Annotated in this window: 9 protein-coding genes; 5 read left to right on the forward strand and 4 right to left on the reverse strand. The window is 62.0% G+C overall.

The window, feature by feature from the left end; translation table 11 throughout:
• Nucleotides 1-462: 462 nt before the first annotated feature.
• Together SINAC_RS23910 and SINAC_RS23915 are read left to right on the forward strand one after the other, a co-directional pair.
• The gene (locus SINAC_RS23910; RefSeq protein WP_020466700.1) at nucleotides 463-3,222 is read left to right on the forward strand and encodes a DUF1549 domain-containing protein; all 2,760 of its coding nucleotides are present in this window, start codon (nucleotides 463-465) and stop codon (nucleotides 3,220-3,222) included.
• A gap of 54 nt (nucleotides 3,223-3,276) precedes the next feature.
• Nucleotides 3,277-4,665 (forward strand): DUF1501 domain-containing protein, encoded by a 1,389-nt coding sequence (locus SINAC_RS23915; protein ID WP_015248139.1) that lies wholly within the window; start codon nucleotides 3,277-3,279, stop codon nucleotides 4,663-4,665.
• A gap of 95 nt (nucleotides 4,666-4,760) precedes the next feature.
• On the opposite strand, the gene SINAC_RS23920 is transcribed toward SINAC_RS23915, so the two are convergent.
• Complete coding sequence (locus SINAC_RS23920) at nucleotides 4,761-5,771, reverse strand: RluA family pseudouridine synthase (RefSeq protein WP_015248140.1); 1,011 nt, start codon at nucleotides 5,769-5,771, stop codon at nucleotides 4,761-4,763.
• Nucleotides 5,772-5,810: 39 nt separating this feature from the next.
• A complete protein-coding gene (locus SINAC_RS23925; protein WP_015248141.1) occupies nucleotides 5,811-6,758 on the reverse strand; it encodes a tetratricopeptide repeat protein in 948 nt (315 codons plus the stop codon).
• 435 nt (nucleotides 6,759-7,193) lie between these two features.
• Between SINAC_RS23925 and SINAC_RS23930 the strand changes: the two genes are divergently transcribed.
• Nucleotides 7,194-8,537, forward strand: a complete 1,344-nt coding sequence (locus SINAC_RS23930) for an IS4 family transposase (RefSeq protein ID WP_015243913.1) — start codon at nucleotides 7,194-7,196, stop codon at nucleotides 8,535-8,537.
• A gap of 106 nt (nucleotides 8,538-8,643) precedes the next feature.
• Here SINAC_RS23930 and SINAC_RS23935 read toward each other — a convergent pair whose 3' ends face one another.
• A complete protein-coding gene (locus SINAC_RS23935) occupies nucleotides 8,644-9,447 on the reverse strand; it encodes a platelet-activating factor acetylhydrolase IB subunit (protein ID WP_015248142.1) in 804 nt (267 codons plus the stop codon).
• A gap of 76 nt (nucleotides 9,448-9,523) precedes the next feature.
• Nucleotides 9,524-10,222, reverse strand: coding sequence for a nitroreductase family protein (locus tag SINAC_RS23940; RefSeq protein ID WP_015248143.1), 699 nt, complete (start codon nucleotides 10,220-10,222; stop codon nucleotides 9,524-9,526).
• 204 nt (nucleotides 10,223-10,426) lie between these two features.
• Here SINAC_RS23940 and SINAC_RS23945 point away from each other — a divergent pair, with 204 nt between their 5' ends.
• Nucleotides 10,427-11,062, forward strand: coding sequence for a 3-keto-disaccharide hydrolase (locus tag SINAC_RS23945; protein ID WP_015248144.1), 636 nt, complete (start codon nucleotides 10,427-10,429; stop codon nucleotides 11,060-11,062).
• A 131-nt stretch (nucleotides 11,063-11,193) separates the two neighbouring features.
• The gene (locus SINAC_RS23950) at nucleotides 11,194-12,771 is read left to right on the forward strand and encodes an amino acid permease (protein WP_015248145.1); all 1,578 of its coding nucleotides are present in this window, start codon (nucleotides 11,194-11,196) and stop codon (nucleotides 12,769-12,771) included.
• The last annotated feature ends 54 nt before the right edge of the window (nucleotides 12,772-12,825 follow it).

Consider the following 12,825-nt stretch of genomic DNA (forward strand, 5'->3'; position numbering starts at 1 on the left):
TTTGGGAAGGATTTGCCCGTTCCTCCAAGAGGTAGGGGGCCTCTTGAGTGAATCAGGAAAGTCAATGAATCACTGGTAATTTGTGTGAGTCGATCGGGAAAGTCAGCCAGACGAGTGAGTCCGTTACACTTTCGAAATGGGGATGAGGCGGGGCGACCGAATTCACCGAAAAGCTTCGGGGATGGATTGCCTCAGGCGGATCGAGGGAGCCGGGTTTCCACTTCGGAAAAAGTTTCCGCACGCGAGACACCTTTGGCTCTGCTGGTGGTTTACTCCCCTTAATCTCAGGCTGCGATGCTGCGGCCCGGGATCCTTTCCCGGTGTTTTGACCCAAACAAGTGTGAGTGTCTTGGTTCCGGTTGCAGGATCAGCCTTGATGTCGAGTCGGCTCTTACCTCAAAGGCCGCTCGGATTCGCGGGCCGAGCCTCCGGGCCGAACAAGAGCGGAAGGGCGTACCTTTGATGATGCGCAACACGATCACGGGGGCCTCGGTCGGCCTGCTGATGTTCGGCGTTCTGCTGGGCCTGACGCTCGCAGCCGACAATGAGGCCGACGAAGGTGAGGCCCGCGCCCAGAACGCGATGCTTTACGGCGATGGCGATGGCGACGGCACACTCAGCCGTGATGAGTTTCAGACGCTCATGGCCGGCCGGCCGCAGTTCAAGGATCGACCCGAGCGGATTGGCTCGGTCTTCACTCTGCTCGATTCCGATCGGAACGGTTCCCTGACGCTTCGCGAACTTGCGAAGCTGGGAACGCTCCGTCAGGGCGCTCCGGGACTTATGAAGAAGGCGGCACGTCCGAAAGCGAAGCAGGTGGAAGCCAAACCCCGCGACGCCCAGGTGCAGGGGCCGATCACCCCCCAACAACTCGCCTTCTTCGAGACCAAGATCCGCCCCGCGCTCGTGACTTACTGCTACGAATGCCACGCCTCCACAGCCAAGAAGATCAAGGGAGGACTGGTACTCGACACGCGCGAGGGGATCCGAAGGGGAGGGGACAGCGGCCCCGCCGTTGCGGTCGACCAAGGGGACGAGAGCCTTCTCTTGCATGCGATCCGCTACAAGGACGACGATTTGCGGATGCCGCCCAAGAAAAAGGTCCCCGACGAGGTCATCCACGACTTCGAGCGCTGGATCGAGATGGGGGCGCCCGACCCGCGCGACGGCAAGTCGTCCGTGGCGGCGAAGGAGATCGACGTTGAGGCGGGGCGCCGGTTCTGGGCGTTCCAGTCTCCGAAGAAGACGGAAACGCCCGAGGTTAAGGACGAGGCCTGGCCGCGCTCCCCGATCGATCGCTTTCTTCTGGCCAGGCTTGAGGCCAAGGGGCTCAAACCCGTGGCCGATGCGGACAAACGCACGCTGATCCGCCGCGTCACCTTCGACCTGATCGGCCTGCCCCCCACCACCGCCGAAGTCGCGGCCTTTCTCGACGATCAATCCCAGGCCGCCTTCGAGAGCGTCGTCGACCGGCTGCTCGCCTCACCTCGGTTCGGCGAGCGCTGGGGCCGGCACTGGCTCGACGTGGCACGCTTCGCCGAGTCGAGCGGTAAGCAGGTGAACGTCAACTATCCTCATGCTTGGCGCTATCGTGATTATGTGATCGCCGCCTTGAATGATGATAAGCCCTTCGACCGCTTTATCCGAGAGAACGTTGCGGGGGACCTCCTGTCGGCCACCGACTCTCGCCAAAGCGCCGAGCAGCAGATTGCCACGGGCTTTCTCGCCCTTGGGCCCAAGTCGCACGTCGAGCGCAGCCCTTTGCAGTTCCGGATGGACCTGATCGACGAACAGATCGATGCGACCTCGCAGGCATTCCTCGGCTTGACGATCGCCTGCGCTCGCTGCCACGACCACAAGTTCGACCCGATCCCCCAGAGCGACTATTACGCGCTTGCCGGAATCTTTCGGAGCACGGAGACCTGTTATGGGACGGTCCGCGTCATCCAGAATCCGAACGCGGCCGACCTGCTGACGCTTCCGAAAGACTCCGGCCAGGCCGCCGCTCAGGAACGTTTGACGGACGGGGCGAGGAGCCAGCTCCAGCAGCAAATCGACCAGCTCAAGAAGACCAGGGCCGAGTTGGTCAAGAACGGGAACCTGTTCGGTAACCAGCAAGGCCTGATGACGACGATCCGGCTCGCTCTGCTCCAGAGTCGCCTGAACTCGTTTGAGCCCGACGGAACCCCGAAGTCGCGTGCCATGGGAGTGCGTGACCGGGCCTCGGCAGTCGACAGTCCGCTCTACCAACGGGGAGAGATCGAGAAGCCCGGTGACGTGGTTCCGCGCGGGCTTGTGCGGGTGGTGAGCCGGGAGAACCCCGCGATCCATCAAGGGAGCGGCCGTCTCGAACTGGCGGAGTGGCTCGCCTCTTCGAAGAATCCTTTAACGGCTCGGGTCTTCGTCAACCGGGTCTGGCTCCATCTGTTCGGACGCGGCCTGGTCCCGACCCCTGATAACTTTGGAGCGGCCGGACAGCCGCCGAGCCACCCGGAATTGCTCGACACCCTCGCGGTTTCGTTCATGGAGGAGGGTTGGTCGGTCAAACGGCTGATCCGTCAGGTCGTGCTCACCCGCGCCTATCAGTTGGGATCGAGCTTTGACGGAACCAACAACGAGGCCGACCCCGACAACGTCCTGGTCTGGCGGATGAGCAAGCGAAGGCTCGAAGGGGAGGCGCTCCGCGATGCGATGCTGGCGATCAGCGGCCAGCTCGATCTCGATCCCCCCAAGGGGTCTCCGGTCGCCCGCGCTGGTGAAGGAAACACCGCCCCTTTGCAGCGGTTCAGGGGGGCCTACGACTTGCAGCTCAACTGCCGCTCGGTTTATCTGCCGGTGATTCGTAATCATTTCCTGGAATCACTGGCGCTCTTTGATTTCGCCGACCCGAGCCTGGTGGTCGCTGAACGGGCCACGACCACCGTCCCGGCGCAGGGGCTCTACTTGCTGAACAGCCCGTTTGTGATTCGCCAGGCCGAGGCCCTTGCCGATCGCTTGCTCCGCGACGTCGCCAACGACGGCGATCGGATTGATGAGGCCTATCTGCGGACCTTCGGCCGCCCTCCTACGGACAAGGAGAAGGGGGCGGCCCAGGCCTATTTGGAAGGTGAACGGCGCGACGATTCGGCTCGTTCGAGCGCAGGCACCCTGTCGGATCGAGCCGGCTGGGCGGCGTTCTGCCAGGCCCTCTTCGCCAGCGCTGAGTTCCTCTATCGAAGCTGACCGGGCGGGTGACATCCAAGACACACAGACTCTCGTGAAGGAGATGATCTCAAGATGAACCAGGACCCTCACATCGCGATGATGTCCCGGCGCAGCTTGCTCAAGACGGCGTCGTCGGGGTTCGGCTACCTCGCCTTCGCGGGCCTTTCCACCTGGGCCGCTGAGAAAGAGGCAGGGCCGCTGAGGCCGAAGCCCACTCATTTCCCCGCGCGTGCCAAACGGGTCATTTTCCTTTGCATGGAAGGGGGGCCGTCGCACGTCGATACCTTCGACTACAAGCCGAAGCTTTCCAGCGACGACGGCCAGACCTTTGGCAAGGGACGCGCGGCCGGTGCCAAGCTGCTCGGGTCCCCTTGGGAATTTCGTCAGCACGGGGAGAGCGGGCTCTGGATTTCCGAATTGTTCCCCGAGGTCGCCCGGTGCGCGGACGACCTCTGCATCGTCAACAGCATGCAGACCGACCTGCCGAACCATCCGCAGGCCTTTCAGCAAATGCACACGGGGATCTTCCAGTTTCCCCGTCCTTCGATGGGCTCCTGGTTGCAGTACGGACTCGGCACGGAGAATGAGAATCTCCCTGGGTTTGTCACGATCTGTCCCCCGGTCAACAACGGCGGGTCAGCCAACTACGGCAGCTCGTTCTTGCCGGCGATCTATCAAGGGACCCGGATCGGCTACAGCGGGATGCCGGTCGCCGATGCGGTTGTCAGCAACTTGAAGAACCCGAAACGTCGGGGGGCCGATCAGCGCAGGCAACTGGATCTGGTTCAGGCCCTCAACCGCGAGACGGTTGAGCGGGACCAGGTGAACCCGGCGATTGACGGAGTGATCGAATCTTACGAGCTTGCCTTCCGGATGCAGGGTGAGTTGCCCGACTTGATGAACCTCGAGCATGAGTCGGAAGCCACTCGGAAACGCTACGGGATTGGCGAGACGGCGACCGACGACTTTGGCCGGCAATGCTTGTTGGCCCGTCGGTTTGCCGAAGCCGGGGTGCGGTTCGTCGAGATCTGCCATGGTGGCTGGGACCAGCATTTCAACCTGAAGCAGGCCCACGCCAGGAATTCGCTGGCGATCGACCGGCCGATTGCCGGTTTACTCACCGACCTGAAGGCGCGTGGCTTGCTCGAAGACACGCTGGTGGTCTGGGGGGGCGAATTCGGCCGGACCCCCTATGCGCAGCGGAACGATGGCCGCGACCACAACCACAAGGGGTACAGCATCTGGATGGCGGGAGGAGGCGTTCGCGGCGGCCTGGCGTATGGCAAGACCGACGAGTATGGCTACGAGGCCGTCGAAGGAGCCGTCCATGTTCACGACTGGCACGCGACCATCCTGCACCTGCTCGGTCTTGACCACGAGAAGCTGACCTACCGCTACGCAGGCCGCGAGATGCGCCTGACCGACGTGAAGGGGAAGGTCGTTCAGGGGGTCATTGCCTGACCACCATTTCCCGGCGGGTGGGCTGTGCCCACTCGCTTGGGAATTGTGGCCGACACACGGTGATCGGCCACGCGCGCAGTCCCTCTTCTCAGCGCTCAGCGAGGGCCGCCCTGGAGCCTTGGCCGATGCAGTCGCAGGGCGGCGAGCACGGTCGTCATGTCGTCGGGTACGGGGGCGTGCAACGCCAGGTCCTCGCCCGACAAGGGATGGCGGATGAACAGGTTGTGGGCGTGAAGCGCCTGCCGATCGATGAGGACTTGATCGGCGTTGTCGGCGCCGGCACCGAGGAGGTCGCCCAGGGTCAGGTGATCGCGGCCTGAGTACGCCTTGTCGGCCACGATCGGGTGGCCGATGTGGGCGAGGTGGACGCGGATCTGGTGGGTTCGTCCGGTCCTCGGCTTACAGCGAATGTAGGCGAAACCGTCGAACCGCTCGAGGACTTCGTAGAAGGTGACCGCTTCTTTGGCGCCATCCTCGGGGAGCCGGATGGCCATTTTCTCGCGGTTGGTCGGGTGGAAGCCGATCGGCTTCTCGATATAGTCGCTGTCGCGCGAGGGGACGCCCGAGACGATGGCGAGGTATTCCTTGCGGACGGTTCGTTGCTCGAATTGTTTGGCGAGGTTGCGGTGCGCGAGGTCGTCCTTGGCGACGAGCAAGAGCCCCGTCGTGTCGCGGTCGAGGCGGTGAACGATCCCTGGCCGGTTCTCGCCGGCCACGGTCGAGAGCGTGTCGTAGTGGAACTGGAGGGCATTCACGAGGGTGCCGCTCCAGTGTCCTTTGGCCGGGTGGACGACCATGCGCGGCGGCTTGTTGACGACCGTCAGCGCCTCGTCTTCGTAGACGACCTGAAGCGGGATCTCCTCAGGGATCGGCGCTTCGTCGGCCAGTTCGGGAAGCCAGACACGGATCTCGTCGTCGAGGCGGACCTTGTACGACGCCTTGGTCGGTTGCCCGTTGATGAGGACCGCCTTGGCGTCGATGACTTTCTGGATCACGCTCCGCGAATAGTCGGGATAGCGGCTCGCGAGGTACGCGTCGATCCGCTTTCCGACCATCCGGGCCTTGACCTGGAAATCACAGGGAGTGCTGGAGAGTTCAGGAGGCATTCCGCGATCCGGCCGATTCGCGATCTTCGAGGTCGAAGATCAAGGCTTCGGCTCATCCTTCTTCGGCTCGGGAGTAGGGGTGGGAGTGGGGGCAGTGGCCGGCGGCGCGAAGACGTCGTCGGGTAAGCCGGACGTCGACGCCGGTGCGGGGCTGTCCTTGGGCTTCTCGTCGACGTTGGGTGGTGTCTTGGAGGCCTCGCCCTCAGCGGGCATCTTGGGTTGATCGTTGCTGCTGGGCGGCGGCGGAGGAAGGAGCAGTGAACCGGTGCCGCCGGTCGGATGGCCGGGGGGCAGAGGGATCGTTTCCTGGCCGAGAGGCGGGATGGTTGTTTCCACCGGCTTGAATGCGTACAGCTCCTTGTAGAAGGCCACGGTCTCGGGCTTCTGGAGCTGCTCCGCCAGCTTCTTCGCTTCGCGTCCTTCCTCGCTATCGGGCCACGACTTGGCGACCGACTTGTATTGCTCGACAGCCTTCTCGATCTCGTTACGGGCCTCGTGGGTCCGCGCGACTCCGAACGCGGCGGCGCGGGCTTGCGGGGCGTCCTTCGGCGCCTCCTGGGCGACCTGCTCAAAATACTTGAGCGCCAGCTTCAACTGAGGAAGCGCGGCGTCGCGGTTGTTCGGCAGGTCGTCGAAGCCCGTCTTATAGTACTCGGAGGCCGCCTGGAGCAAGGCCCAGCGTTCGGCCGCCGTGTTGGGGTACTTGTTCGCAATCTCGACCCGTTCGGCCGCCGTCTTGGCTGCATCCAACTCGGTCCATGCCTCATTCGAGGCCGCGCGGCCTGATGTCAACCCGGTGCTTAGCAGCGAGATCCCAACCACGATCACGACCAGGCCAATCAGAAGGCTCCAGAACCGAGTCTGATTCTCCATCGCGTGCTTCAGCCAGCGCGCGAGCAGGGGGAGATCCTCCTCGGGATGGTGAATGACGGTCGGGACCGCGTGTTCATGTTCGTGCTTCAACGGCGTGCGCGGCTCGTCTTTCATCCTCAGCCTCTATTTAATCCCCGAATCAAGAGACGGGGAGTATCCTTTTGAATTCCGAAAGGCCAGACCCCACGGCATCTTACAGGCTAACCCGCCGGACGGTCAAGCGAACCAGGCTGTATGAGTGGCAGGTCAGGTTGGCACATCGTCCATTTTCATTCTGTTTGAACCATCCTCACGAACCAGTCACCCATGACACAGGCTTCTCAGGCATTCTTCCTGGGACAGTGGGGATCCGCCCACTCTGTGATTTTGCATTCCCCTGGGGACTGGACGCCCCGCCCTCTCTTGAATTTCATTGATTTTGATTCAAATCATTTTGAATTAAGAGCGGGCGGGTCGCCCAATGGCACTTACTTTCGCCAATCCTGCAATAAGGGGCACCTCTGGCACGATTTTTGCGCCATGAACTCCTATTTTTTGGGAGTACCTCGCATGAACCATGACCAGGAATCACCCGCTGTCGTCGATTTGGGTGAGGCGGTTCGGATGTTCCATCGCTTGGTCCCACCGGATGTCCTGCATGCTCAGAAACCGCCCACGCTCTCGACCGTGTTCACGCCTTGGGTCGTTGTCTGGCTGATGATCTATCAACGGTTGACCTGCAATGCAACGATGGCCACCGCTGTGGGAGAGTTGGCTCGATTAAGTGCAGATGTGCTCCCTGATAACAAGCGGGCCCGTGAGAAATCGTTCTCGGCCAACACGGGTGGGTTTTCGCGAGCGCGAGATCGGCTGCCCGTGGAGATGGCTCAACGGGCGGCTGACGAGGTTTCTGCAGCCTTAATCGCCAAGTCTCCGCCATCGGTGAAAGGGCGTAACGCGTTTCTTGTGGACGGTTCCACGCTCTCTTTGGCACCCACTGACGCCTTGCGCAAAACGTATCCGCCGGCCCGCAATCAACACGGAGAATCGCACTGGCCGATCCTCCACTTGGTAGCGGCCCACGAGTTATCCAGCGGTGTGACCGTGCGTCCGGAAGTGGGGGCAATGTATGGCCCGGCCGCGATTGGCGAAGTCCCATTGTCGGCCGGTTTGATGCCGCGACTTCCGGTCGGCTCCGTGTTGATCGCCGACCGGAATTTTGGCGTCTTCGCGTTTGCCTGGTTGGCCAACCAGGCGGGCCACGACTTCGTGTTGCGGTTGACTGAGAAGCGATTTCGGTCGATGGTGCGCCAAGGGAAAGCCCAGGGCAAGGACCAGTGGGAACTCACTTGGCAGCCCAACCGCTGGGAACGCAAGTCGAACCCACAATGGCCGGCCGATGCAACGTTGCGGGTGTGGTTGCACGAGGTTCGGATTTCCGAGAAGCTGACGCTGTGGCTTGTGAGTCGGCTCCCTGACGAGGGGTGCGAGCTCGCCGCAATCTATGGCCAGCGGCAAAATATCGAAACCGATCTGCGTGATTTGAAGCGGACGCTTCGCTTGGAAGAGATGCGTGGCCGATCCACGGAGATGGTCGCGAAGGAACTGGCCTCGGCGACAGTGGCCTATAACATGGCGAATCTGATTCGCCGGATGGCTGCGGCTCGGGTCGAGATCGCGCCGCGGCGATTGAGCTTCAACCGGGTATGGTCGTTAGTGAAGGTCTTGCTCTTGGAGTCGCTGGATACCACGGACCCCGCGAAGATCCAAGAGCGGATCGACTTGGTTCTGAGGATGTCTGGCCAGTGTAAGCTCGCGAATCGCCCTGGCCGACACTACCCGCGTGAGGTGATCGCCCGCCGCAGAAAATTCCCACTGCGACCACGCAAACGCGGTCTGAAATCGAGAAAGTAAGTGCCATTGGGCGGGTCGCCCGCGGTCCCAGGGGGAATGAAATCGTAAGACAAAACCAGAGAGTGGCCGGGTCGTTCGTTTGCGGCTTAAAGGCAGGGGAGACCAATCAGGGCTTGGTCTTCGCGCCGTCGGCTTGACTGGGCTCGACCGACTCTTCGTCGAGCATCGACCAGAGGGTCGGCTCGATGGCGTCGGCCCAGATCCGATACCCCTTGCGTTTCAGGTGAAGGGAGTCGGGCATGATCTCCTTCGAGATCGTGCCGTCTTCGTTGAGAAACTTTGGGCCGATGTCGAGGTACTTGACCATTTGGCCATCATCCAGCTTCGCGATCCGGTCGTTGACGGCCGCCAGCTTCTCGCGAATGGGCCCCGGCTTTTCGCCTCGGGGGAAGACGGCGAGTAAGAGGATCTTGGTCGTGGAGAGCCGCTGACGGAGCGACTTGACGATCGCCTCAATTCCCTCGGCGATCTCATCCGAAGTGTTGGCGCCTGTGTTGTTCGTGCCGATCATCAGTATGACCACCTTGGGGCTGATGCCGTCGACCTCGCCGTTCTCGATCCGCCAGAGGACGTGTTGGGTTCGATCGCCGCCGATCCCGAAATTGGCCGCGTTGCGGGGGGCAAAGTGCCGCTCCCAGACCTCAATCGGTCCGGCCCCGTTATTGTCGTGCCCGCCCCATCCGTTCGTGATGGAGTCGCCCAGGAACAGCAGGTCGATCTTTCCTTGCTTGGCACGTTCGAGAAAGGCCTTGTGCAGTTTCATCCACGGCCCGGTCCGAGGCGCAGGCATGGTGGACGATTCCGGGGCCGCCTGGGCCTGGGCCCAGGCCGTCTGTCCCGTGACGACGGTGCTCAGCGCGATCGCCAGTACGAGTGATCGATTCCTCAAGCTGCCCGAAAGCCCGTGCATATTCGCGAACCTTTCCGAGACGAAGGAGGGAGAATGTGCCGCGGACCGTTCCGGGGCTGTCACTTGGCCCGCCATCCTACTCGGCGTGCTGGGGCTGGTCCAGCGGCAGCGACGTTCCAGGCTCAGCGCTCGGCCAGGGCTGGCCGAAGTGCTCCTCGAAGCAGACCTCCATCAGCCCGAATCGTCCGGGAAAGGCTTCTTCACGTGCGGCATAGCCGAGCGCAACCAAGGCGCAGACGGTGTGGTCGTCGGGGATCCCGAACGCTTCGCCGACCTTCTCCGCCTCGAATGCTTGCATCAGGGCCGAGCCCACCCCCAACGACTCGGCGGCCATCATGAGGGTGGCCACGGCGAGCATTGTCGAACGGGTCGCCCAGTGGGGTAAGTCGTCCCTTCGCTCCATCGCTCGGACCGTCCTGGCACGCATCTCGGCCTGCTCCGCCGGGGTGATCGCCCCCAGGGTGCGCTGTTGTTCGAGCATCGCGTCGAGATGGCTGCGGTGGGGGTGGTGATAGCCCAGGACGATCACCATGACGGGGGCCTCGGTGATCCTCGGATGCTGGAACGCGCAGGTGCGGAGTTTCCGGCGGTTGCTCTCGCTACGGACGACGAGGAAACGCCAGGGCTGGAGGTTGCCGTCCGAGGGGGCGAGCGTCGCTGCGTGGAGAATTTGCCTCAGAAGGTCGTCGGCCAGGGGGCGGCCCGGATCGAAGCGGCGGACCGTCCGGCGGCGGCCAATGGCTTCGAGAATGGGCAGCCGCTTTTCGTTTTCCATGGGAAGGCCGCCTGTCCTGAACACCGAAATCGTACGTAACTCGCTCTTCATTTCACCACTAACCTCTAGCCACACGCCACCTTCGGCGCTTAAGATTCGCCATGCCAGGGGAACGCATTACTCATCCCGCCCGCAATCGAGTGGGACGCGTTCCACGATTTGAATTCACTGTCTCCACCCGATTTCTTTGAAGGGACGCCTTGTATGAACCGACTGCTTCGGAGCGGCTGCTGGTTAGTCCTGGGACTCGTTGCGCCGGCCTTTGCGTGTGCCGCTGATGAGGAGTGGGTCTCGCTTTTCGACGGCAAATCGATCGAAGGCTGGACCTCGCTGGAACTCGCGGGCAAGGGGACGAGCCAGTGGGTGGTCAAGGACGGCGTGATCGAGGGCTCAGGCAAGCAATCCATGCTGTTCAGCCCCAAGGGACACTATAAGAACTTCCGCTACCGCGCCGAGCTGAAGATCAACGACAAGGGCAACTCGGGCATGTATGTCCGGACTCCCAAGGAAGCGACGTTCACCAAGGGATACGAGATCCAGGTCAACAGCAGCCACACCGACCCCATCAAAACGGGTTCGATTTATACGTTCGTGCATGTGTATAAGCAGCTTGTCCCTCCCGACACGTTCTTCACCCAGGAGGTGCAGGTTGTGGACAAGGATTATCGGGGCAAAATCGTCACGCACATCAAGGTCTCGGTCAACGGCGAGGTGCTCTACGAATTCCTCGACCACAACCGGAGCTGGAAAGAGGGGCATTTTGCCTTCCAGCAGCACGATCCCGGGAGCAAGGTGACGATTCGCAAGGTCGAGGTCATGGAATTGCCCGACACGAAGTGATTGGAAATCGGAAAGTGATTATGATGGGGAAGACTTCGGGCGAGCTCCTTTGGGTTCGCCCGAAGTCGGTCCCGAAGGGGAGAGCAGAGCCAGTTTCTTCGGAGCGCGACGCAATTCTTTGAGAGGTGACGATGGCGAATCTGTTTGTTCGAAAGTCAATAGCCTCCCTCAAGGCCGAGGCGGAGGCGAGCGATCTGGAGGGACCGAAGCGGTCGCTGACGGCATTTGACCTGACCATGCTCGGCATCGGTGCGATCATCGGGGCGGGAATCTTCGTGTTGACCGGGACTGCGGCGGCAACCAATGCCGGACCGGCGATCGCGCTCTCGTTCGTCCTGGGGGGGGTCGCCTGCGCCTTCGCCGGGCTCTGCTATGCTGAAATGGCCTCCACCGTTCCGATTGGTGGATCAGCCTATACATACGCTTATGCAACGATGGGCGAATTCATTGCTTGGCTGATCGGCTGGGATCTCATTCTCGAGTACTCGCTCGGCGCCACCACCGTGGCGATCGGTTGGTCGGGATACGTGGTCAGTTTTCTGCACAACATCGGCATCAATATCCCGCCGCACTTTGCCAATGCGCCGGGGACCAAGATGATCAACATCCCCGACGCGATCGCCGCGAAGTTGCACCTGGCTGCGGGGTGGACGTCCCTCACGGGGGTCCAGAATCTCCTCGAAAAGAACAACGTTGACTGGAGTTCGTTCGCTCACTCCACCGCCTATCTCAACGTCCCGGCGATGTTTATCGTCGCGGCGGTGACGGCGCTGCTGGTGGTCGGAATCAAGGAGTCGGCCCGCGTCAACAACGTGATCGTGGTGATCAAGGTCGGCATCGTCCTCCTTTTCATCGCGGCCGGGATCGGTTTCGTCTCGACGGACAACTGGGGCGGTTCGTTCATTCCGGCCAACGAAGGGCCGGGGGTCTACGGCTGGAGCGGCATCCTCCGCGGCGCGGGGGTCGTCTTCTTTGCCTTCATCGGGTTCGATGCTGTGTCGACCACGGCCCAGGAGGCCAAGAACCCTCAGCGCGACATGCCGATCGGCATCCTCGGTTCGCTGGTCATTTGTACGCTGCTCTATATTCTCGTCTCGTTCGTGCTGACCGGGGTCGTGAACTACAAGCAGCTCAATGTCCCTGACCCGATCGCCGTCGGTGTCGATGCGATTGGACTCAAGTGGCTCTCGCCGATCGTGAAGCTGGGCGCGATTGCCGGACTCAGTTCGGTGATCCTCGTCATGCTTCTGAGCCAGCCGCGGATTTTTTACTCGATGTCGCGCGACGGCCTGCTGCCGGCGTTCGTCTCGAAGCTCCATCCCAGGTTCGGTACCCCTTACATCACGACGATCATCACCGGGCTGGTGGTCATGGTCGCGTCGGCCCTCCTGCCGATCAGCATCGTGGGAGAACTCGTCTCGATCGGGACGCTGTTCGCGTTCGCCGTCGTCTGCGTGGGTGTCCTCGTGCTCCGGATCACTCAGCCGGACATCGAGCGCCCGTTCAAGACGCCGCTCGTCTGGGTCACGGCTCCCCTGGGGACTTTGTTTGCCATCCTCCTGATGGCGGGACTGCCTGGTGATACCTGGCTCCGTCTCATCATCTGGATGGCGATCGGCCTGGCGATCTACTTCCTGTACGGAATGCAGCATAGCCGGCTCGGCCACGAAAAGCCCGTTGCGGTGGCCGTGGACAGCGATCTGCTCTGAGTCTGAGGAAGCTCTTTCCCCCTTCGATCCGCGTTCTGCGGATCGAAGGGATTT

The sequence above is a fragment of the Singulisphaera acidiphila DSM 18658 genome, assembly GCF_000242455.2.
Lineage (GTDB): Bacteria > Planctomycetota > Planctomycetia > Isosphaerales > Isosphaeraceae > Singulisphaera > Singulisphaera acidiphila.

Excerpts from the sequence above, each read along its gene's own strand:
- SINAC_RS23920 (WP_015248140.1), bottom strand. The coding sequence starts at position 5,771 with ATGCCTCCTGAACTCTCCAGCACTCCCTGTGATTTCCAGGTCAAGGCC.
- SINAC_RS23935 (WP_015248142.1), bottom strand. The coding sequence starts at position 9,447 with ATGCACGGGCTTTCGGGCAGCTTGAGGAATCGATCACTCGTACTGGCG.
- SINAC_RS23945 (WP_015248144.1), top strand. The coding sequence starts at position 10,427 with ATGAACCGACTGCTTCGGAGCGGCTGCTGGTTAGTCCTGGGACTCGTT.
- SINAC_RS23910 (WP_020466700.1), top strand. The coding sequence starts at position 463 with ATGATGCGCAACACGATCACGGGGGCCTCGGTCGGCCTGCTGATGTTC.
- SINAC_RS23925 (WP_015248141.1), bottom strand. The coding sequence starts at position 6,758 with ATGAAAGACGAGCCGCGCACGCCGTTGAAGCACGAACATGAACACGCG.
- SINAC_RS23950 (WP_015248145.1), top strand. The coding sequence starts at position 11,194 with ATGGCGAATCTGTTTGTTCGAAAGTCAATAGCCTCCCTCAAGGCCGAG.
- SINAC_RS23940 (WP_015248143.1), bottom strand. The coding sequence starts at position 10,222 with ATGGAAAACGAAAAGCGGCTGCCCATTCTCGAAGCCATTGGCCGCCGC.
- SINAC_RS23915 (WP_015248139.1), top strand. The coding sequence starts at position 3,277 with ATGAACCAGGACCCTCACATCGCGATGATGTCCCGGCGCAGCTTGCTC.
- SINAC_RS23930 (WP_015243913.1), top strand. The coding sequence starts at position 7,194 with ATGAACCATGACCAGGAATCACCCGCTGTCGTCGATTTGGGTGAGGCG.